Source organism: Eisenbergiella porci (genome assembly GCF_009696275.1).
GTDB classification, from domain to species: Bacteria; Bacillota; Clostridia; order Lachnospirales; family Lachnospiraceae; genus Eisenbergiella; species Eisenbergiella porci.
In genome coordinates, this window is record NZ_VUMI01000009.1 from 22,181 (window position 1) to 42,050 (window position 19,870).

The window sequence follows — 19,870 nt, forward strand, 5'->3', positions numbered from 1 at the left end:
GTTCCCCAGCAAAATTATCTCAGCTTTCTTCCCTGAGAATCAACTAAGCTATTGCAAAGAATACGGATAAAATCAATCAGTTCCCAAATCCACACAATAGCAAGGGGAACAAAACCAAAAATGAGTGCTGTAGTTGCCCAGCCGATAATAGACAGTACTAACATAACCGCACCTGTACCTGCCTGTCCAAGGTAAAATCTGTGGATTCCAAACTGGCCTAAGAAAAAGCACAAAACCGCTGCCGCAACTTTGCTTTTGTCCGAAACGGTAGACTGTGTCACAACTTCTCCAGGAACTCCACTGTTGTTAAATTCATCGCTCATACTAAATTTCCTCCATTGTTATATGATAATGGAGAATAGCCGTCTTCGAGCCTTTCGTAGAGTAGTTTACTCTACGAATAAAAATATATATTTAATATTAAAAGTCGGAAAAGTTTTCCGGCTTTTTCTTTTTATCCACATAATTCTATCGCATTATTTCTTCTTATCCATTCAATATTATCATTTCAACCAAAATCACAGAAATAATAAAACGAGTCAAGATGTATTATTAGATATAATATGATAAAAGGATGGTGTGCGCCAGTTCGGTGCCGAATATATAACTGGTGGGAATCCAGTCTGGTAAGACCTAGCAAGTCGCCAGTACCGAGTCCTTGGAGCGTCAAAGGCTAACGATGATGTTTAAGCGTAGGACAGGGAACAGGAACGCCGTAATGCGAAAGCGTGAAGTGATTGAGCTTCGTTAGAATTATCGATTGTGTGGGGTGGTCTGCTACCTCTTCGGGTCACCAACAAGGAATAATCGTTAAAGCGAGATTATGAAAACACACCGGAGTCCGAGAGCACGGCATACCTGATATAGTTATATCCGGCATACCTGGGAGGCCTGGACAGTTCTGGACAGGAGCCAGTAGGGAGTATCGGCCAATGCAATGATGAAAACGAACGAAGACTGTCGAGGAGTCGGATTCATCCATAGTACCGGTGAAGGAAGTAATGACTCTGGAGGGAAGGGATGGACAATAAGTTGCTTTTGCAATCGAAACATAGAAAGCACAGGAGGCAGAGATTCTATGGAAAAAGAGAAAGCAGAAATAGCCAGTCCCGCAGAGAAATATGGCAGATTTCAGTCGTTGATGAAATATGTCAACAGGAACACTCTTAAAGAATCCTACAGCAGACAGCCGAAAGGTAAAGCAGTAGGAGTGGACGAAGTCACAAAAGAAGAATACGGAGTAAAATTGGAGAAAACATCGAAAATCTGATAATAAGGATGAAGAAGTTTTCCTACAGACCGTATCCGGTGCGCAGAGCCTATATCCCGAAAGGGAACGGGATAATGCGGGGATTGGGAATCCCGTCATTCGAGGACAAAGTGGTTCAGGGTGTCTTCAAGGAAATCCTTGAGGCGATATATTAGCCAAAGTTCAAGGAGTTTTCTTTTGGATTCCGCCCAAATAAGGGTTGTCACGACGCAATTCAGAGAGTAAATAAACACATCATGGCAGACAAGGTAAATTACATTGTGGACGCTGATATTAAAGGCTTCTTTGATAACATAGACCATGAGTGGATGATTAAATTTCTGGAGCATGACATAGCCGATAAGAATTTTATACGATACATCAAAAGATTTCTGACAGGCGGAGTCATGGAAGACGGAAAGCGGCTGGAAACAGAATCAGGAACAGTGCAGGGCGGACTGATTTCGCCAGTGCTGGCAAATGTATACCTGCACTATACTTTAGATACGAGGTTTGATTATGTAGACAGGGCACTATCGCTACTACGGAATCTATGGGAACTATATAGGACTCATAAAATATTTTGTGTATGTAAGGCAGGAACTGTGGAAGAGTAAGCGCCGCAGAGACCAGTCCTACTGGCTGACATGGAGAAAGTATCAGGAGATACTAAAGATACATCCACTGGAAGCTCCGAAGATATATGTAACAAGTCTAAGGTGACGGAATAAGTCTCTGCGAAACAAGGCGTTGGTCTGAATCCTTACGATTTTGTGCTGAATAAAGGAAAAAGGGCATAAACTGAATAATAAGTGAGGAAGACAGAGACAACATATGCAGGAAATAGTGATTGAAATTATGAATCGGTTCGGTTATCTGGGCATTGGGCTTCTGATTGTGGTAGAGACCATTTTTCCGCCCATTCCGTCGGAGGTTATCCTGACCTTCGGCGGATTTCTGACGACCTGTTCGAAGATGACCGTCACGGGGGTCATTTTTGTATCCACGGCAGCCTCCGTTGCCAGTGCCTTTTTACTTTATGGAGCGGGTTCCCTGCTGAGTCCGCAGCGTCTGGGCAGACTGCTGGACAGTAAAATCTGCAAGAGGCTGGGCTTTAAGAAGGAAGAGATTTCCGATACCCTGAAGTGGTTTGACGGCCAGGGCAGAAAAGCGGTTTTCTTCGGCCGTTGTGTGCCGATTGTCCGCAGCCTTATATCTATACCGGCCGGTATGGCAAGGATGAACCTGGCGGTATTCACGATCTTTACCGTGGCGGGGAGCCTCATCTGGGATACAGTGCTCGTTGTGCTGGGTGCGGTGGCGGGGGAATCCTGGGGAATTATCACCGAGTATCTGGATTCCTATTCCGCTTTTGTATGGATTGTTATGGGGACGGCGGCGGTTACTTTTGCGCTGCGGATATGGAAGAAAAAAAAGAAGAAGGAATGTGCGGCATAAAGAAAAGGAGGGGCGTGCGGCCCCTCCGGCTGTGTTATTCCTGCGCTTTATATACCCGTACCTTTTCTTCCGCTTCCTCCCTGGTAAGAGAGAAATGCTTCTGGAGCTTTTCACAGATCCGCTCGTCGCAGACATCTTCCTCAAGATTTTCCAGGACCATAGCGCGGATGCCTTTTTCAACGCCGTCATTAAATATCATTCTTCCCAGTGTTGTCATTGTAATCACCTCTTTCACGTTATCCAATTCATCCTTGTTCAGGAACTTATCTGCAAACGTATACAATACCGCCTGCATTTTTTCCATTTCCAGCGGAGTTATACAGTCCCTTTCCGTATACAGGATTTTCAGGCTTCGGATAATCCGCTCTTTGATTTTTATTCTGCCCCGTATTATCCTGATTCGGTACACGTTAATGCCGGTGTGTAACTGATACCGGGGATTCCTTACATTGGCGGAGCAGATACAATAGGTAACCACATCCACATTATGCGCCCGGCTGGTGGCGGCCTCGTATTCCCGGAAGCGTTTCAGGTCTTCGCCGGTGATATGATCGCTTTCAAATTCGAAATGTATCCAGCTTTTTTCATTCATCGCATAGTTGAAATCCTGATAAAAGTGCCTTGCTTCCAATTTTACGGTTTCGGTCGGCGCAATATATTCCGCTGTCCCTTCAATTCCCAGCAGCGGCATCAGCTCTGCACCAAAGTATTGGGCAGCTGTTTTCAGGGCCAGATCCTCGGAATGCCAGACTGGCTTTTCCCTCGTGCCCTGTTCCTTATTTTGCTGCGGACCGCGTTCTTTTGCAACCTTTGGGTATGGAAGCCTCTCATTTGAAGCCTTCCATACGGCAGCGTTTGCTTCTGCTTTTTTCCTGCGTCCTTCACACAGCCTCCGTTCCGTAATCCATATACCCATATAAAAGGACCGCAATATTTAGTCATCAGCAAGCTATATTTCGCAAGCCCCTTCGGGAAGGAAGCTGGTATAATCAAATCAACAGTAAAGTGTCTCCTTTTTCCTGCAGGGGAATGGTACCAAAACAGACGGAAGCATGGATGATACATGCGGAATCGGCGGCGGGAAAAGGCGCATTTGAAATCTGAAAAGTGTGAACAGCGGAGTCAAAAATAGGGCCGGGAGGAAAAGCCTCTTCCCGCTTAGAAGCCATATTTTATGCCGCAAAATAAGGAGGAAATGAATGAGAAACAGAGAAAAGGCCAGACAGAAGGCAAAAGAACTGGTAGCCCAGATGACACTGGAGGAGCGCGCGTCCCAGCTGCGTTATGATGCTCCCGCCATTCCCAGACTTGGCGTTCCCACCTATAACTGGTGGAATGAAGCGCTTCACGGTGTAGCCAGGGCAGGTGTGGCGACCAGCTTCCCGCAGGCCATAGCGATGGCGGCCGCCTTTGACGATGAGCTGCTGAAGACTGTGGGAGATGCGGTGGCAACGGAGGGAAGGGCAAAATATAACGAATATTCCAAGCATGACGACAGGGATATCTATAAGGGACTGACCTTCTGGTCACCCAATGTGAATATTTTCCGTGATCCCAGATGGGGTAGAGGTCATGAAACCTATGGGGAGGATCCGTACCTGACCTCACGTCTTGGCGTTGCTTATGTGGAAGGACTGCAGGGCAGCCAGGATGACGAATATATGAAAACAGCGGCCTGCGCAAAGCATTTTGCAGTACATTCCGGGCCGGAGGGCGTGCGTCATGAATTTGATGCCAAAGCAAGCAAAAAGGATATGTATGAGACGTATCTGCCCGCTTTCGAAGCCTGTGTGAAGGAAGCCGGCGTGGAAGCCGTTATGGGCGCCTATAACAGGACAAACGGCGAGCCCTGCTGCGGAAGCCCGACGCTGATCCGTGACATCCTTCGTGGAGAGTGGGATTTCCAGGGACATTACGTATCCGACTGCTGGGCAATTGCAGATTTCCATATGCATCACATGGTAACAAAAACACCCGAGGAATCTGCTGCGCTGGCGCTGAAATCAGGCTGCGATGTGAACTGCGGAGTGACCTATCTGCATCTGCTGAAGGCTTATCAGCAGGGAATCGTGACTGAGGAAGAAATTACCCAGGCGGCAGAAAGGCTTTTTACCACCAGATTTTTACTGGGCTGCTTTGATGAAACTGAATACGATAAGATTCCTTATGAAACAGTGGAATGTAAGGAACATCTGGAACTGGCGCAGAAAATGGCAAGAGAGAGCATGGTTCTGCTGAAAAATGACGGAACGCTGCCTCTTTGTAAGGAAAAGCTGAACACAATCGGTGTTATCGGACCTAACGCGGACAGCCGTACGCCGCTGGTTGGAAACTATCATGGCACATCTTCCCGTTATATCACCATGCTGGAAGGAATTCAGGACGCGGTTGGCGATGACGTGAGGGTATTCTATTCCGAAGGCTGCCATATTTATAAGGACAGAGTGGAAAATCTCGGCTGTAAGCAGGACAGGATTTCAGAAGCCCTTACCGTTGCGGAGCACAGCGATGTTGTTGTCCTGTGCCTGGGATTGGACGAGAATCTGGAAGGCGAGGAAGGCGATACCGGAAACAGCTACGCTTCCGGTGATAAAAAGGATCTGGAGCTGCCGGAATCCCAGAGAGAGCTTCTGGAGGCTGTGGCCGGCTGCAGTAAGCCTGTGGTATTATGCATGCTCTCAGGAAGCTCCATTGACATGCAGTTTGCGGCAGAGCATGTGAACGCTATCCTTCAGGTATGGTATCCGGGCGCCAGAGGAGGTAAGGCCGCGGCAGATATCCTGTTTGGCTCCTGCTCTCCTTCAGGCAAGCTCCCCGTAACCTTCTACAAGGATCTGGAAGGCTTCCCGGCGTTTGAGGATTATTCCATGAAAGGAAGAACCTACCGTTATCTGGAAAGAGAGCCGCTTTATCCCTTCGGATATGGCCTGACCTATGGCAGGGTTTCGGTAAAAGAGGCGGCAGTCGTGGGAGAAATCAAAGAAGGCGAAGCCTTTGAGGTAAGCGCTGTATTGGAAAATACTGGGGCTTACGACACCGATGAGGTGCTTCAGGCATATATCAAGGATCTGGAATCCAAATATGCGGTGCCCAATCACAGTCTTTGCGCATTTAAGAGAGTCACCCTGAAAAAGGGAGAAACCGTACAGGTAACAATGCAGGTTCCTTATGAGGCTCTCATGGTTGTGGATGAAGAAGGAAAGAAGTACGTGGACAGCAAGCATTTTGCATTATATGTGGGAATCAGCCAGCCCGATGCAAGAAGCATCAGCCTGACAGGCCAGGAGCCTGTAAAGGTGGATATTAATCTGTAAAAAAATAAGGTAACAGCCCGGAGAGGTTCGGGCTGTTGCCAATGAAATCATTTTTTGGGGCCAGCGCAAAGCGCCGGCTGGTAAAAAGCCGCAACAAAAGCTCTTAATCAAGTAAAATAAAGATTTTAGTCAGGGGAACCGGCAGTGTCAAGCCGTGTTCCCCTGTTCAGCGATTTGTAGGAGGACGGCGTGCAGTTTTTGGCAGTCTTAAAGATCCGGTTAAAGGTGGAAAGGCTGTTGAAGCCGGACTGCATGGCCACCTCGGTGATGGAAAGATTGGGCGTAAGCAGCAGCCGTTCTGCATAGGCGATTCTTCTGCCGATGAGGTATTCATAGCAGGATACGCCGGTAAACTGCTTGAAAAGCCGGGAAAAATGATACTTGCTGAAGCCCGCCCTGGCAGCCAGCTTTTCAATGCTCAGATCTTCCGTGCAGTGGTCATTGATATAGGTACAGATGGCCATGAATTTTTCTATATATTCCTGCTGTTTGCTGGGGGAAATATCAGGGAACTTATTCCCTTCGGCCATATCACTGCGTCCGAGGGCCACAAAAAAGCGGAGAAACAGGGAATAGACACTGGGCTCCCGATAGGGATCCTCACTGGTGTATTCTTTTTTGATTTCTTCCAGATATTCACGGAGCGTTTCGGCAAGCCCGCCCTGTTCACCGGCCCGGATAAGGCGGTAAGGGCGGAGCGTGTGCAGAAGGGAATCCATGCCCATCAGGCTGCAAAGCAGGGAGTAATCAAACTGCATAAACAGCCGTTCCCCTTCGGGCGGGGCGAAAAGCGAGTGCAGCTCTCCCGGGGGAATCAATAGTATGTCACCCGGCACAACATGGATGGTTTCTCCGTTGGTCCGGACCGTATAGTCATTTCGGACAGGCATGATAAGCTCAAGCGCCGTGTGCCAGTGGAGAGGGAAGTCTTCGGGATCTGTGTTGAGAAAAACCTTGATCCCTTTCATTTCCCGGTAGGCTACGGTTTCATGCGTTCCGTTCAGTATTTCTATCATTATGTATATCACCTCGCCCTGCGGCAGTAAATGGGGCCGTATTTTTGCTATTAGTATAGCATCTGAAATGATAACCGTAAAGTGTGAGAAAAGATGGCGCGGTGGAATTTTGTGTAAGAAAAGTGCATAAAAATACTGGAGAATATATGCGTAAAAATAAACAAAAATGTATGTGGTATGGCGAAAAAAGCTTGCGCCGACGCGTCCGAATCTGATAAAATAGGAATAGGAAAACTGGGGAAACCGTTCTGCCGGGAGAAGGCAGCATGGTTTTTTGTTTTTGAAGGCGGAAGGAGGCGCTTGCGTTAATCGAAGGGATTCCGGACATCGGGCATTTGTGGGTGGCGGATGAACGGCAGCGTGAGCAAAATTACAGGCAGGCGTTAAGCAGCTGTGACTGCAGGGAGTGGATTAAGATTATCAAGACCCTGTGGATGCGGAACCAGGAGCGTTTGTCACAGGGAAAAAAGACCACGGCCATGGACAAAAAGTATTTTAAGCTGGCGGAAGATTATCTGTATGCGGAGCTGTCTGCGAGCCTGGGAGTGCAGCAGGAGAAAATGCAGGCGTTTATTACGGAGAAGGTGGAACGGGCGGAAAAGGGCTATGTTAAGAAAGAGGAGATTAGCGCAGGAAGCCTGTAAAGAGAAGGAGCCGTGTGGTCTGTGACGGCGTGTAACAGAAAGGCAGACTGCGGCCTGAAAGGGCGTACCTATCCGGAGGTTTTTGCAGATGATATGAAAATGATGGATGCTTACCTCCAGGAAGAAATCATGGAAGAGGTTGCAGGAAGGAATTAAGATGCGGCCCCATGTAAGATGCGGCTTGCATAAGATATGGCCCCGCTGCTATGGTTGAAAGACAATAGACAGCGGGGCATTTTATTCCCTCAGATTCAGCGTGCGGAATTCTCTGGGGGATATGCCATATTCTTTTTTAAAAAGGCGGTAAAAAGAGGAATAGTCGGTGAAGCCGCAGGCTTCCCATACATCCTGGAGGGACATGCCCTGCAGGATTTTATTTTTAGCATTAATGAGGCGGCGCTGGATTACGCAATGGTAAAAGGAGACGTCCAGCTGCTTGCGGAATAGATGGGAAATGGTTGAAGTGCTTACGTGGAACTGACCGGCGACATGCTCCAGAGTGAGTTTTTCACACAGATGTGTGTCAATGTACTGGAACACATCGTCGAACAGGCTGCGGCTTTCCGTCTGGGCCACGGAGGCATTGCGGTAATAAAAGGTGCGGCTGATATGAATCATCAGATGGACAGCGCCCAGGGCAACGGCGGCCTCCCAGCCGAAACGGCGGCCCTCCTGCTCCAGCCAGAGGGTGTTGAAGCCTGCAAAAAGGCCGGAATAGGTGGCGGAGGTACTTCGCAGCAGCCCGCTGTCGGCCAGGCGGCATTGCTCCAGGGCATAGTCCAGCACAGGAAACTGGGCGGCATGGTTTTTGAAAAAATCCGGTTCTATCCATAATGCATAGCGTTCGTAAGGATCCGTCAATTCACCTGCAAAAAGAGGCCTGTGGGTTACGCCGGGAGGTATGAGCATGATGTCCCCTTTTTGAAGACGGTAGCGGTTGTTGTTCCACAGGTACTGCACATTTTTACCCTGGCAGATAAACAGAATTTCATAAAATGTGTGGGAATGCAGCTCTACAGTATCCGCGGTATAGTTGATATCGTGGTTGATCTGCGCACCCTGCTGGAACATGGGGAGCTGTTGATAGAGATTTCCATCACTGCTGTCCAGTCCCTGTATAACCTGATATAACTTTTGCATACTTATACTTTTCGTAAGCTGCTTGTTATTCAGAATGCGTTGTGAAATTTTCATAAAATTTACCTTTCTAATTTATGTATTGCATACAATGTGACTGATTTGTTTGCCGGAATCACAATGTTGTTTGCAAATTTCACAATTTTAATTGCAATTCCAATACCGTATGCTTTGAGTATACGGAAGCGGAGGGGAAAAAGCAAGCCGCTTAATAAGAAAAGGAGAGAAAAAAATGGGAAAAACATCGGTTTCATCCTCCCACAGCAGTCTGAACAAAAAGAACCTGATCGGTTATGCCATGGGAGATCTGGGCGGCTGTATGACTTTTGCCGTTATGGGGTCCTTTTTGACCCCCTATTATACGGAGGTTGCCGGCCTGTCAACGGGAGCGGTTGCTTCCATGTACCTGATACTGAAAATATGGGATGCGATTAATGATCCACTCATGGGGGCGCTGATGGATAAGATTTTCGCCCGTACCCACAGCAGCAAGGGGAAATTCCGTCCGTGGATGGTACGTGCAACGCCGCTTCTTCTTATTACATCCATACTTATGTATACAGCGCCTACCTATGCTAATGGCGCGGCTAAGGTGCTTGTGGCGCTTGTTACTTATCTGTTGTATGAGGCCAGCTATACCATGTTCAATATACCTTACGGTTCTCTGCTCAGCGCGATGGCCGGGAATGATGCGGAGCGGGCGAATCTTTCCAGTGCCAGGGGCTTTGGCTCCATGATCGGCAACCTGATTCCTATGTTTATGTTTCCGATTATCATAGACAATATGACGGCCAATCCGCAGTTGGGTTATACCACAGGCGTTACGGTATGTGCTGTAATCGGATTTATAGCATGCTTTTTAAGCTGCAAATGGACCTGTGAACGTAATTTAAGGCCCGTGGAAGAGGATATCAAGGATTCCAGCGATATTAAATTTACCGATATTCTTGTTGTATTCAGGAAAAACCGCGCTTTTGTAGCACTGTGTCTGCAGGGGCTGTTCTACTGTATTATGCAGTATATGGGGACTACACTGGGGATTTATATGTACCGTGATGTGTTGGGCGCGCTGAGCATGATGAGTATAATGACGCTGGTCAGCATGGGGTTAAGCTTTATTTTCCTTGCGCTTGTTCCCAAGGTAGTGGCAAAAGCGGGACTGGAAAAAACCGTGCGTGCCAGCCAGCTTATCAGCGTTGTCCTGTATGTTATTTTATTCCTGCTTCCCAATAATATTTTCGTGTATATGGCAGTGTCCGCTTTTGCCAGCGGCTTCGGCGGAATCACGGTGCTGATGCAGTGGGGTATGGTTGGTGAAGCGATTGATTACAATGAATATGTTACCGGAAAGAGGACGGAAGGTTCTATTTATGGCACCTTCAATCTAATGCGCCGTATCGGGCAGGCAATCGGCTCATCTGCCGCAGTTGCGCTTCTTGGTATCATTGGATATATGCCGGGGGCTGAAACACAGACCGCGGGAGTCCAGATGGGAATCAAGGCGCTGGTAGTCCTTACGCCCGCTGTGTTCCTGCTGCTCTGCTGGGTTTCCCTGAAATTCGTATGGAATATCACGCCGGAAATCCGTGAATTGATGGCAGCCTCAAAAGAAGGCGGCAAAACGGAGGAATAAAAGCGGCTGTTTTGGAGAAGAAAGGAGAAAAAAATGGAGCTTAGGAGCAGATTTTTGCCGAAACTGCTGAACAGTGAGGTAGAAGCTTATCTGGAAAATAATGATATCATCATCGTTCCGGTGGGAACGGTGGAAATGCACGGAGGCCTGCCGCTTGACTGTGAAACGGTAATCAGCGAGGCGGTGGCGCTTAAGATGGCCGAAGCCTGTGATGGGCTGGTTTTGTCCGGGCTGCCCTATTTTTATGCGGGAGCTACAGCCAGCGGGCGGGGGACCACACAGGTGAGCATACGTCAGGGGATTGATTATCTGGGAGCTATTGCACGCAGCCTGCTGCGTCAGGGATTTAGGCGGCAGATCTATATCAGCCTGCATGGGCCGGCCCATATGACCTGCAGCCCTATGGTTCGTGACTTTTTTGATGAAACAGGGGTTCCAATTCTTTATATGGATATGACTATGCAGATGTTTGGAGCGGCCAGGGATCTGTTTTCGGCAGAGGATATGCAGAAGAACCCGTTGGGATTTATGGAAAAGCTGGACGGTATGTTTCTGGGAGCGTATGATATTTTGGGAAGGCTGGAGGATGTGCCGCTTACAACGGAATTTTTCTCCATGCAGCCGCAGACGGTGGCGCCGTTTAACCGGATTTTCAATCTGGCCTATCAAAGCGGAAGCGTCGGCTACTGCTTTGGGGATCCCGGGGATCATGCCTCCACAACGCCTGTTCCCACCGCCGAACGCAGGCAGGAGCTTGCGCAGGAGGGAAGGCGGCTGATTGATGAGCTTGTAAAAAGAATAGATGTGCCTGCTGTTGTGGAGAGCCTTGCGCAGCTGAGAGCCTTTGAGGAGGATGTGATGGAACGCTTTCCATGGATGCCGGCCGCCTGTCATCGGAAGGATAGTGAAAATAAATGACAGAGGATTAGCTGGTTCAGACCGGTTGCGGGCCGGTTCGTGGAATTCCCGGAAAGGAGGAAGGAACGGCTGTTTTCCGGGGAATCCGCTATGCCAGGGCAGGACGTTTTGAATATCCTGTACAGGTGGACCATTGGGACGGCATATATGATGCCGGGCGGTTCGGAAACTGTTCCTGGCAGCCGAGGGCTTTTTATAATGAGGAGGAGGTTCCTGAGAAGGCTTTCTATTATAATGAATTCCGCAAAGGCGAAAGCTATATCTATAGCGACGACTGCCTGTTTCTGAATATTTGGGCGCCCGTGGACGCTGAAGGTCTGCCGGTTCTTTTTTACATTCATGGCGGCGGATTTAAGGGAGGCTGCGGGCATGAGAAGCATTTTCCCGGGGAAGCGTACTGCAGGCGTGGGGTGATTCTGGTCACCTGTAATTACCGGCTGGGGCCCATGGGCTTCTGCGCGCTGCCGGAGCTTGCAGAGGAAGCTGGCTTTACGGGAAATTATGGTTTGTTTGATCAGCTGTGCGCGCTGCAGTGGGTGCGTGGCAACATTGCCTCCTTCGGGGGAAATCCCGACAGGATAACCATTATGGGGCAGTCGGCGGGAGCCATGAGTGTGCAGCAGCTGTGTGTAACGCCTCTTACCAAAGGACTTTTTTGCGGGGCTATCATGCTCAGCGGAGGAGGTGTATCCAGGCAGTTTTCCACCCGGCCGGCCAGTGAGGCATATCCGTTCTGGCAGGAGCTGGAAAGGCGTTTGGGGGCATCGGATTTGGATGCATTGCGCAGGGCAGAACCACAACGGCTATTTGAGGTATTTCAGGCATTGTGCAAGGGAAAAAAAGAACGCAATGGCTAAACGGGCCGGGGCGGCGGGCACAGGACGACGGAGGCCGGAAGGCAGTGAGCGATGAATGTATAGATATGAAATAGCAGTGGTTTTTGACGGGAAGGTATGAGCTGTCGCGTGGACTTTGTTATCGTAAGGTTACAGAGTTGGGCGGCGGCTTTTTTGTGGGGAAAAGGAAGGGGATGTGAAGGAGAACGATGTGGAAAAAGGGGAGAAGTATGGTATAATTCGATTGGGGTTGTTTTAGGCGTTTACTGTAGGAGGGGGATGGCGGTGCGTCCTGGGAATATTAAAGACAGGAAAAGAGTGTGTAGATTGTTTTGATATAATAAAAAGTTTGCGAGCGTGTTTATTAGCGCAGGGAGGAGGAAATATGGATATCAGGGATTTGAGGATTGTGGATATTCAGCCGTCGCAGTTTTATATTTCAGAGGAGAAGCTGGAGCAGATTGGGCGTTGGTTTGATCCGGGGGATTTGTCCGGCTTTGAGGCGGTGCCGGTGAAGGAGCTGGATGGGCAGGTTATTTTTACAGACGGGCATACCCGGGCTTATGCGGCCTGGCTTGCGGGGCTTGAGAGGATTCCATTGGTCTGGGATGAGGATGAGCTGGACTGGGAGGCTTACAGGCTTTGTGCGGATGCCTGCAGAAAGCGGGGAATCCGCAGTGTTGCGGATTTGGAAGAGCGGGTGATTTCGGGGGAGGATTATGAACGGCTATGGAATAACTGGTGTGAGGTCCTGCATGAGGTTTTGGAGCTGCAGAGGGCAGACGGATTGGATTGATTGCAGGGGAAATGATATGGGAGGATTGTTATGGAGAGAATGTTTCAGGAGGCAAACAGGCTGGTTTGCCGTTGGGATGGAGAGACGCTGATTGTGGAGCCGTGGGGAGAAAACGGACTGCGGGTGAGAAGCGCCATGCTGCGGGAGCCGGAGGATACGGATTATGCACTTTTGCCGCAGGAGAGGGCGGAGGCTGTAATCACGGTTGGGGAAGAGAGAAGTGAAATCAGGAATGGGAAAATTATTGGGGTGATGGAAAAGGGGAAAAATTCCGGCGCTGTGCTTTCTTTTTACAACAGTGAGGGGAAATTGCTTTTGGCAGAGGCGGGAGAGGGCGGCGCGCTCAACCGGAGGAGCCGTTTTTTCAAGCCGGTCATCGGCGGGGATTACCAGCTGGCTGTGACTTTCGCATCCGATCCGGAGGAAAAGCTGTATGGGATGGGGCAGTATCAGCAGGATTTTCTGAATATCAAGTATTGCAACCTGGAGCTGGCGCAGAGAAATTCCCAGGCAAGCGTGCCTTTTCTGCTTTCCAGCCTGGGGTATGGTTTTCTGTGGCATAATCCGGCTGTGGGGCGTGTGAGCTTCGGGGCCAATACTACGGAGTGGTTTGCCCAGAGCACGAAGCAGCTGGACTATTGGATTACGGCAGGAGATACGCCGGATGAAATTGAGTGCGCTTATTCAGCGGTCACGGGCAGGGTGCCCATGATGCCGGAATATGGGCTGGGCTTCTGGCAGTGCAAGCTGCGTTATTGGAACCAGGAACAGATTCTTTCGGTGGCCGAAACCTATCATCAAAAGGGGATTAAGCTGGATGTGATTGTATGTGACTTTTTCCATTGGCCAAGAATGGGAGATTTCCGGTTTGATGAGGAATTTTTCCCGGATCCGGAAGGAATGGTGAAAAGGCTGGAGGAGCTTGGCGTGCAGCTGATGGTTTCCGTATGGCCGGAGGTGGCCTGGACCAGTGAAAACTATGAGGAAATGAAGCAGAAGGGGCTGTTGGTTAAGGCGGAGAAGGGGATTGATCTGGCAAAGCTTTTTAATGAAAACAGTACCTTTACCGATGTGACGAATCCGCAGGCGCGCGATTATCTCTGGGAAAAATGCAGGAAAAATTATCTGGAAAAAGGGATCAGGCTTTTCTGGCTGGATGAGGCGGAGCCGGGCTTTACCACCTATGATTATGACAATTACCGCTGCAGGATGGGAACGCAGGCGCAGGTGGGGAATCTGTATCCCCAGCTGTTTACGCGGACCTTTTATGAGGGGCTGCGCAGGCAAGGGGTGGAGACGCCGGTGAACCTGGTGCGCTGTGCCTGGGTCGGGAGCCAGAGGTACGGGGCGCTTGTCTGGTCCGGGGATATCCACTCCGACTGGAAAACTTTCCGCAGGCAGGTATGCGCGGGGCTGAATATGGGGATTGCGGGAATTCCCTGGTGGACAACGGATATCGGCGGTTTTACGGGAGGGGATCCGGAGGATGCGGCCTTTCGTCAGCTGTTGGTCCGCTGGTTTGAGTGGGGAACCTTCTGTCCGGTGATGCGCCTTCACGGCGACCGGCTTCCTGCAGAAAGAGTGACGGGAAAGGACGGCAGACAGCATCAGCATACGGGCGGGCCCAATGAGGTATGGAGCTTTGGGGAAGAAAATGAAAAGATATTGGCAGCTTATATCCGGCTGCGCGATGCCATGAGGCCTTATACCAGGCGGCTGATGGAAGAAGCGCATCGGTACGGCAGGCCGGTGATGCGTCCCATGTTTTATGAATTTCCCGGACAGGAGTGCTGCTGGGAAATGAAAGAACAGTATATGTTCGGAAGCGATATGCTGGTAGCCCCGGTTTTGTACGAGGATGCGACGGAAAGAGAGGTTTACCTCCCGGAAGGCCATACCTGGACGCTGCTTCATGACGGTACGGCCTATGAGGGAGGACAGACGGTTTCCGTAAAGGCGCCGCTTTCCGTGATACCCGTATTTTTGCGGGATAGCAGCTGCCGGGAGCTGATCGGCCGGATATAACCGGCTGCATGCAGCCGGAAGCCATGATTTTTACCTGTCAGGCATGCGCCCGGAAACTGTGTTTTTACCTGGCTGACATGCGGCCGAAGGCTATATTTTTTACCTGTCTGATTTTACAGGGAAATAAATGCTGTATGGCTCATAGCCCACATCATGCAGCGGGATAAAACGGATGCCCCGTTCCTGGCCGGTGGTGCGGAAGGTGAATTTCCAGCTTCCCCATTCCCGTTCGTTATCGTGGACAAGGATTTGTTCAGGACGGGAGAGGTCGGGAACGTGCAGTGTGCGCTCCTCTTCGGTAAGATTTCTTCGCCGTTTACCAGAATCTGTGCTTCGCCTGCAATCCACCAGGGGATGCGGATCTGGAGGGTCATTTCCACCGCCTTTGCCGTTTCAATTTTCAGACAGGGAACCAGACAGTCCGGCTGGGAAGGATACTTGCGGGTGTCCTCCAGTACGGACTGTTTTTCCGAGGAGGTGCTTGCAAGGTGGGAACTGCCTGTGAGCGGATCCTGTTTCTGCAGCAGGGTGACAGGAATATCCTTTATGTTAAAGGTAACCTGGCTGTCACGGTACTGGCAGACGTAGAGCGTATCCTCCGACTGGTAGTAGAGTCCTCTGTTGAAAGCGGCGTTGGCCTGCACCAGCGTGCCGTGACAGCAGAAGAAATCGCTTTTCTGGCTTGACCAGCCTTTGCGGCTGCCCGCCTGCATGGGAAGAGAATAGGTAAGAAGCCCATGGGAAGGGTAAGGGCTGGTAAAGCCGTGGCGTACATCCCCCGGTCCGTTACAGCAAGCTTCCAGTAATTCTCCGCTATGGTACGCCATTTTTCATCCCCTGTCACATCATAAGCGCGGGCGCAGCCGATGACTTCGGGGATGGTGGTGTTGGCATGCATGTTTGTCAGCACATCTTCTCCGCGAAGGAGCGGATCGAACAGACGCTCCCTGTAATAACGCTCCATCAGCGTCTTATATTTTTCTTTTCCGGTAACGGCAAAAAGCTCCACCCAGATTTCCAGCATGCCGCCGGTCTCAAAATCCAGGATATCATTCATTTCTTCCCGGCTGAAACGTCCGGTCCAGTCGTAAAACCAGTCCGCAAAATTTTCAGCAATTTCCAGCGCAGTTTCATTTCCCGCGTATTCATACATGTCCAGCAGGCCCATAAATACCTTGTGGATTGTATAATGGGGCGCCCATACCTGCTTCCCTTGGGCGATCCGGTACAGGTATTTTTCCGGAATCGGTCCGGCCCATTGTCCGCCGTTTGCCTTCTGGCATTCCGCCAGCTCGTCCACAATCGCATCGGCTTTGGCCTTGATTTCCTTGTCCCCCACAGCATGATATCGCATGGCGGCAGCGGACAGCCAGTGCCCCAGAAAGTGTCCCCGCAGCTGGCAGGTGGGAAATTCCCAGCCGCCGTGCATTCCTTCTATGACGTTGTCGGAAGTATCTCTTCCAGCCTCCAGATTGAAATTAAGCAGAAGAAAGCGGTTTTCCAGATGCATCATATAGCTTCTGTTTTCTTCTTCACGGCGCTTCAGCTCCGAATCATATAATCTGGTGCGAAGGCCGTCCAGTTCTTTTAAATGTTTGTTTGGTTTCATGGTCCCCTCCTGTGTATCTTCTTAAATGAAATCAACCGGACTCCGCCTGCCGTTCCTTTGAAACGCGCCAGTTTTTAAGTGCGGAAAAAAGCAGCAGCGCGGCGGATGTGCCAATATATTCATTATATAAAGGAAACTGGGAAGACGGAATGGACAGAGTGGCAGAAAGCATGAACAAAATGGAAAAGATACGACAGTTTAATTTATTTCTGGTCAGACGGGAAATCAAAAGGCAGGGTACTTATGCATTGTATGATAACTTATATCCGTCCCGAATAATTACAGGAGTCCCGGAGGAAGATGAGGAGATAAACAGGAAAGCCGGCCTGTATGTGAATTTGGTTCAGGAAGGGGCTGTCAAAAAAGATATACCGACATTTTATCAGCCCGACGGAAGCAGAAGCAGTAACTCTACCATCGCGATTGACGGTTATCCCCCCCCCCCCCCGGTTTGTGGCGCCGCCATTATTGCCGCCCAAAGTTTTTCAGCAGCCGTTGTACCGGACGGTTTTGCACATTTTTGACAAATAAATCCCCATATTTGACTGGCGTCTTTTCTGAAACCCGGCTATGATATAATTGTAGTAAAATTGGAGGATTTTCTCCTCCAAATGGTTGCATACAGGAGGGTTAGCAATGGAAGGAACTATGAAAACGGCGGTTATGACAGGGATTTCCCAGGTAGAGATTCAGGAACGTCCCATTCCCGTGCCGGCGGATAATGAGGTGCTGGTAAAAGTGGAGTACGTGGGTATTTGCGGCTCTGATCTGCATTATTATGAATCAGGAAGGATCGGGGATTTTGTCGTGGAACCGCCTTTTGTACTGGGGCATGAAGCGGGCGGCACCGTGGTGGAGACAGGCGCGGGCGTCACGGACTTAAAGGTGGGCGACAGGGTGGCTCTGGAGCCGGGAAAGACCTGCGGTCATTGTGAGCATTGTAAGGAAGGAAAATATAATCTGTGCGAGGATGTGATTTTCTTTGCCACACCGCCTGTGGACGGTGTATTTCAGGAATATGTGGCGCATGAAGCAAGGCTTTGCTTTAAGCTGCCGGAGAATGTGAGCACCATGGAGGGCGCTTTGATTGAGCCTCTTGCAGTAGGCATGCATGCGGCGAACCAGGGAGGCGCACATCTGGGCCAGACTGCGGTTGTGACCGGAGCGGGCTGTATTGGTCTGTGTACGCTGCTTTCCCTGCGCGCTATGGGCGTTTCCAAAATCATCGTGGTGGATGTGATGCAGAAGCGTCTGGATAAGGCGCTGGAGCTGGGCGCGGACTATGTGATTAACGGAAAAGAAGAGGATGCGGTGGAACGGATCAGGGAACTGACCGGAGGAAAAGGCGCAGACCTGGGAATTGAGACGGCGGGCAGCCAGATTACCGCGTCCCAGCTGATCCGTGCGTCTAAAAAAGGCGCTGTTATCGTATTTGTTGGCTACAGCGCTACAGGTGAGATGACCTTGCCCATCGGCATGTCGCTGGATAAGGAACTGACCTTTAAGACCGTATTCCGTTACCGGAATATTTACCCTATGGCCATTGAGGCTGTGGCAGGAGGAAAAATCCGTATCAAGGACATCGTTACCGATTACTTTGAGCTGGATGACATAAAAAATGCACTGGATTCCTGTGTACATAACAAAGCGGATATTGTAAAGGGCGTTATTAAGGTCTGCTGATATTTGCCGCAAATATAAAATGAACAGGGCGATGTTCCTCAAAAGGGAGCATCGCCCTGTTATCGTTTCATATTTTCGTTTCATATTATCGCTTCATATTATGATTCGTCAAAGCTTACCTTTTCTCCATTCACCAGGAATCTCTCTTCAAATTCCTCAGCAAGCATGGGCTTATAGTATACATAGCCCTGCACATAATCGCAGCCCAGTTCCCTGAGAAAGTCTACATATCCCCTGGTCTCCACGCCTTCGGCGACGGATTTCATATTCAGGGATCGATCCAGCGTACAAGCGCCTCGGCGCGGGTAATCTCCCCGGTCCTTAAATCCACCTTTGGCTGCAGGTAAAGCTTTATATGCCCGGCCTCAATGGCAGGCAGGAGGTTCTGCGCCAAATCAAAGGCGAGCAGGTTGTTGTCCCGATAGGTCACGCCGTATACTTCAAAGTGGGAATTGCGGTAAGGGCTTTGCGGACATTCGTTCCGGCAGATATCCGCATTGTACTGTGCGGTATAGAAATCCACGGGTTCCTCAGGAAGCGGGAAAATTCCCAGCCCGGAAAAAATTTTACCCTGGAAGGGTTCGTAGGGCATGTCCCTGACAATCCGGTTCATTTCTATCACCCGGGCGAAAAGGGCATCGTAATCGTCGGGAAAACGCATGAGGATATTGTAATAGTCCAGGTAGATCCGGGCAATGTATTCGCCGTCCTCCAGCCAGTCCTCTAAAACCTCATATACTTTTTCAATCAGAAGGTCTCCTGTTTCGCGGTCATAGAGACGGTTAAAAATACGGAAGCGTTTATTCTTCAGGCTGACCAGTGCGTAACCGGGGATGCGGGATTGGCATACTTGATTATATTTATCCATGAGCCAGGGCTCGTTTTTCATATCCTTCATTGTTTTTTCCAATTCTGAAATAAGGGGGCGGTGTCATGGCCCATTTTTATTTCTATAACAAGTATTCTAGCATATTCCGTATCGGAATTATAGTGATAATTCTGCGAATTTTTATCTTAATCTGCCTTAGCGAAATTCTGCCGGAATCCTTGACTCTTTCCTGCAAAAAGGCTATGATTAGTATATAGACATAAGGAAAAACATGGTTCCCGTAAACAGCGTTTCAATGATGGAAAAGAGGTTGAGGATTATGATGGGAACAATTTTTGTTTTATTGGATGGCGTTTTTCTTTTGTTGCTTTTTGCCTGGCTGGTAAGGGAGACGGAGGCGGGAAAAGGCTTTTGGAGTAAGGCATATCACATGCTGTTGCTTTCTCTGATGAAGGTGGATATTGCCATGGCTCAGGGAATGGAGTATGTCCGCATCAGCCTTTCACATATATTCAAAAGCTACCGGTACAATACCATCGGCGCACAGCGTATCCTTCAGAAGGAGCAGCGGCTCAGGGAGTTTAAGCAGGAGCTGCATGGCGGCCAGGAGGTTTATAAGAAGAAAGAAAAGTATAACAGAAAGATTCTGGAATAGATATAATCAGGTTGCGGCGTATCGCCGCAGAAAAGAAAGTTATGGCAGGCCGCGGATGGATTCCGCGG

The 19,870-nt window shown here is 49.6% G+C and carries 22 protein-coding genes; 14 read left to right on the plus strand and 8 right to left on the minus strand.

The window, feature by feature from the left end; translation table 11 throughout:
- Positions 1–14: 14 nt before the first annotated feature.
- Entirely contained in the window at positions 15–323 is a 309-nt protein-coding gene (locus FYJ45_RS07380; RefSeq protein WP_154464085.1) for a TM2 domain-containing protein, read from the minus strand.
- A gap of 755 nt (positions 324–1,078) precedes the next feature.
- On the opposite strand from FYJ45_RS07380, the gene FYJ45_RS30475 reads away from it, so the two are divergent.
- The 3 genes from FYJ45_RS30475 to FYJ45_RS07390 all read left to right on the plus strand — a co-directional run bounded on the left by FYJ45_RS30475 (position 1,079) and on the right by FYJ45_RS07390 (position 2,707).
- Positions 1,079–1,270, plus strand: a complete 192-nt coding sequence (locus FYJ45_RS30475) for a hypothetical protein (RefSeq protein ID WP_235930691.1) — start codon at positions 1,079–1,081, stop codon at positions 1,268–1,270.
- Between the two features lie 212 nt (positions 1,271–1,482).
- Entirely contained in the window at positions 1,483–1,866 is a 384-nt protein-coding gene (locus FYJ45_RS30480) for a reverse transcriptase domain-containing protein (RefSeq protein WP_276891262.1), read from the plus strand.
- Positions 1,867–2,083: 217 nt separating this feature from the next.
- On the plus strand, positions 2,084–2,707 hold the full coding sequence (locus tag FYJ45_RS07390; protein WP_154464086.1) for a DedA family protein: 624 nt from the start codon (positions 2,084–2,086) through the stop codon (positions 2,705–2,707).
- A gap of 34 nt (positions 2,708–2,741) precedes the next feature.
- Here FYJ45_RS07390 and FYJ45_RS07395 read toward each other — a convergent pair whose 3' ends face one another.
- The gene (locus FYJ45_RS07395) at positions 2,742–3,623 is read right to left on the minus strand and encodes a hypothetical protein (RefSeq protein WP_195841716.1); all 882 of its coding nucleotides are present in this window, start codon (positions 3,621–3,623) and stop codon (positions 2,742–2,744) included.
- A 283-nt stretch (positions 3,624–3,906) separates the two neighbouring features.
- Here FYJ45_RS07395 and FYJ45_RS07400 point away from each other — a divergent pair, with 283 nt between their 5' ends.
- Positions 3,907–6,021 (plus strand): glycoside hydrolase family 3 C-terminal domain-containing protein, encoded by a 2,115-nt coding sequence (locus FYJ45_RS07400; protein WP_154464087.1) that lies wholly within the window; start codon positions 3,907–3,909, stop codon positions 6,019–6,021.
- 125 nt (positions 6,022–6,146) lie between these two features.
- On the opposite strand, the gene FYJ45_RS07405 is transcribed toward FYJ45_RS07400, so the two are convergent.
- The gene (locus FYJ45_RS07405) at positions 6,147–7,037 is read right to left on the minus strand and encodes an AraC family transcriptional regulator (protein ID WP_154464088.1); all 891 of its coding nucleotides are present in this window, start codon (positions 7,035–7,037) and stop codon (positions 6,147–6,149) included.
- A 341-nt stretch (positions 7,038–7,378) separates the two neighbouring features.
- Between FYJ45_RS07405 and FYJ45_RS07410 the strand changes: the two genes are divergently transcribed.
- On the plus strand, positions 7,379–7,681 hold the full coding sequence (locus FYJ45_RS07410) for a hypothetical protein (protein ID WP_195841717.1): 303 nt from the start codon (positions 7,379–7,381) through the stop codon (positions 7,679–7,681).
- Positions 7,682–7,702: 21 nt separating this feature from the next.
- Positions 7,703–7,837 (plus strand): hypothetical protein, encoded by a 135-nt coding sequence (locus FYJ45_RS31390; RefSeq protein WP_268890919.1) that lies wholly within the window; start codon positions 7,703–7,705, stop codon positions 7,835–7,837.
- 81 nt (positions 7,838–7,918) lie between these two features.
- Here FYJ45_RS31390 and FYJ45_RS07415 read toward each other — a convergent pair whose 3' ends face one another.
- Positions 7,919–8,875, minus strand: coding sequence for a helix-turn-helix domain-containing protein (locus tag FYJ45_RS07415; RefSeq protein WP_154464089.1), 957 nt, complete (start codon positions 8,873–8,875; stop codon positions 7,919–7,921).
- A gap of 175 nt (positions 8,876–9,050) precedes the next feature.
- Here FYJ45_RS07415 and FYJ45_RS07420 point away from each other — a divergent pair, with 175 nt between their 5' ends.
- The 5 genes from FYJ45_RS07420 (at position 9,051) to FYJ45_RS07440 (ending at position 15,026) form a co-directional block, all read left to right on the plus strand.
- Positions 9,051–10,451: an MFS transporter gene (locus FYJ45_RS07420; protein WP_154464090.1), complete on the plus strand. Its 1,401-nt coding sequence runs from the start codon at positions 9,051–9,053 to the stop codon at positions 10,449–10,451.
- Between the two features lie 33 nt (positions 10,452–10,484).
- Complete coding sequence (locus FYJ45_RS07425) at positions 10,485–11,369, plus strand: creatininase family protein (protein ID WP_154464091.1); 885 nt, start codon at positions 10,485–10,487, stop codon at positions 11,367–11,369.
- A gap of 11 nt (positions 11,370–11,380) precedes the next feature.
- The gene (locus FYJ45_RS07430; protein WP_154464092.1) at positions 11,381–12,226 is read left to right on the plus strand and encodes a carboxylesterase family protein; all 846 of its coding nucleotides are present in this window, start codon (positions 11,381–11,383) and stop codon (positions 12,224–12,226) included.
- A gap of 364 nt (positions 12,227–12,590) precedes the next feature.
- Positions 12,591–13,001: a hypothetical protein gene (locus tag FYJ45_RS07435; protein ID WP_154464093.1), complete on the plus strand. Its 411-nt coding sequence runs from the start codon at positions 12,591–12,593 to the stop codon at positions 12,999–13,001.
- A 30-nt stretch (positions 13,002–13,031) separates the two neighbouring features.
- Entirely contained in the window at positions 13,032–15,026 is a 1,995-nt protein-coding gene (locus tag FYJ45_RS07440; protein WP_154464094.1) for a glycoside hydrolase family 31 protein, read from the plus strand.
- A 113-nt stretch (positions 15,027–15,139) separates the two neighbouring features.
- Here FYJ45_RS07440 and FYJ45_RS30485 read toward each other — a convergent pair whose 3' ends face one another.
- Together FYJ45_RS30485 and FYJ45_RS30490 are read right to left on the minus strand one after the other, a co-directional pair.
- A complete protein-coding gene (locus FYJ45_RS30485) occupies positions 15,140–15,670 on the minus strand; it encodes a hypothetical protein (protein ID WP_330588594.1) in 531 nt (176 codons plus the stop codon).
- Positions 15,571–16,635 (minus strand): beta-L-arabinofuranosidase domain-containing protein, encoded by a 1,065-nt coding sequence (locus FYJ45_RS30490; protein ID WP_330588595.1) that lies wholly within the window; start codon positions 16,633–16,635, stop codon positions 15,571–15,573. Before FYJ45_RS30490 ends, FYJ45_RS30485 begins: the two co-directional genes overlap by 100 nt.
- 149 nt (positions 16,636–16,784) lie before the next feature.
- Between FYJ45_RS30490 and FYJ45_RS07450 the strand changes: the two genes are divergently transcribed.
- Positions 16,785–17,159 (plus strand): hypothetical protein, encoded by a 375-nt coding sequence (locus FYJ45_RS07450; protein ID WP_154464095.1) that lies wholly within the window; start codon positions 16,785–16,787, stop codon positions 17,157–17,159.
- 112 nt (positions 17,160–17,271) lie between these two features.
- A complete protein-coding gene (locus FYJ45_RS07455; protein ID WP_154464096.1) occupies positions 17,272–18,318 on the plus strand; it encodes an NAD(P)-dependent alcohol dehydrogenase in 1,047 nt (348 codons plus the stop codon).
- Between the two features lie 98 nt (positions 18,319–18,416).
- On the opposite strand, the gene FYJ45_RS30495 is transcribed toward FYJ45_RS07455, so the two are convergent.
- Together FYJ45_RS30495 and FYJ45_RS07460 are read right to left on the minus strand one after the other, a co-directional pair.
- Entirely contained in the window at positions 18,417–18,584 is a 168-nt protein-coding gene (locus tag FYJ45_RS30495; RefSeq protein ID WP_235930694.1) for an EAL domain-containing protein, read from the minus strand.
- A 2-nt stretch (positions 18,585–18,586) separates the two neighbouring features.
- Positions 18,587–19,216, minus strand: a complete 630-nt coding sequence (locus tag FYJ45_RS07460; RefSeq protein WP_235930695.1) for an EAL domain-containing protein — start codon at positions 19,214–19,216, stop codon at positions 18,587–18,589.
- Between the two features lie 250 nt (positions 19,217–19,466).
- Between FYJ45_RS07460 and FYJ45_RS07465 the strand changes: the two genes are divergently transcribed.
- The gene (locus FYJ45_RS07465) at positions 19,467–19,802 is read left to right on the plus strand and encodes a hypothetical protein (RefSeq protein WP_146045276.1); all 336 of its coding nucleotides are present in this window, start codon (positions 19,467–19,469) and stop codon (positions 19,800–19,802) included.
- Positions 19,803–19,870: the final 68 nt, after the last annotated feature.

Bases quoted from the DNA above. Each gene is read 5' to 3' on its own strand.
- FYJ45_RS07435 (WP_154464093.1), top strand. From the start codon at position 12,591: ATGGATATCAGGGATTTGAGGATTGTGGATATTCAGCCGTCGCAGTTT.
- FYJ45_RS07425 (WP_154464091.1), top strand. From the start codon at position 10,485: ATGGAGCTTAGGAGCAGATTTTTGCCGAAACTGCTGAACAGTGAGGTA.
- FYJ45_RS07380 (WP_154464085.1), bottom strand. From the start codon at position 323: ATGAGCGATGAATTTAACAACAGTGGAGTTCCTGGAGAAGTTGTGACA.
- FYJ45_RS07465 (WP_146045276.1), top strand. From the start codon at position 19,467: ATGATGGGAACAATTTTTGTTTTATTGGATGGCGTTTTTCTTTTGTTG.
- FYJ45_RS07405 (WP_154464088.1), bottom strand. From the start codon at position 7,037: ATGATAGAAATACTGAACGGAACGCATGAAACCGTAGCCTACCGGGAA.
- FYJ45_RS07440 (WP_154464094.1), top strand. From the start codon at position 13,032: ATGGAGAGAATGTTTCAGGAGGCAAACAGGCTGGTTTGCCGTTGGGAT.
- FYJ45_RS07400 (WP_154464087.1), top strand. From the start codon at position 3,907: ATGAGAAACAGAGAAAAGGCCAGACAGAAGGCAAAAGAACTGGTAGCC.
- FYJ45_RS30475 (WP_235930691.1), top strand. From the start codon at position 1,079: ATGGAAAAAGAGAAAGCAGAAATAGCCAGTCCCGCAGAGAAATATGGC.
- FYJ45_RS07460 (WP_235930695.1), bottom strand. From the start codon at position 19,216: ATGAAGGATATGAAAAACGAGCCCTGGCTCATGGATAAATATAATCAA.
- FYJ45_RS07395 (WP_195841716.1), bottom strand. From the start codon at position 3,623: ATGGGTATATGGATTACGGAACGGAGGCTGTGTGAAGGACGCAGGAAA.
- FYJ45_RS07415 (WP_154464089.1), bottom strand. From the start codon at position 8,875: ATGAAAATTTCACAACGCATTCTGAATAACAAGCAGCTTACGAAAAGT.
- FYJ45_RS07390 (WP_154464086.1), top strand. From the start codon at position 2,084: ATGCAGGAAATAGTGATTGAAATTATGAATCGGTTCGGTTATCTGGGC.
- FYJ45_RS07420 (WP_154464090.1), top strand. From the start codon at position 9,051: ATGGGAAAAACATCGGTTTCATCCTCCCACAGCAGTCTGAACAAAAAG.
- FYJ45_RS07450 (WP_154464095.1), top strand. From the start codon at position 16,785: ATGGACAGAGTGGCAGAAAGCATGAACAAAATGGAAAAGATACGACAG.
- FYJ45_RS30495 (WP_235930694.1), bottom strand. From the start codon at position 18,584: ATGAAATCCGTCGCCGAAGGCGTGGAGACCAGGGGATATGTAGACTTT.
- FYJ45_RS07455 (WP_154464096.1), top strand. From the start codon at position 17,272: ATGGAAGGAACTATGAAAACGGCGGTTATGACAGGGATTTCCCAGGTA.
- FYJ45_RS30490 (WP_330588595.1), bottom strand. From the start codon at position 16,635: ATGAAACCAAACAAACATTTAAAAGAACTGGACGGCCTTCGCACCAGA.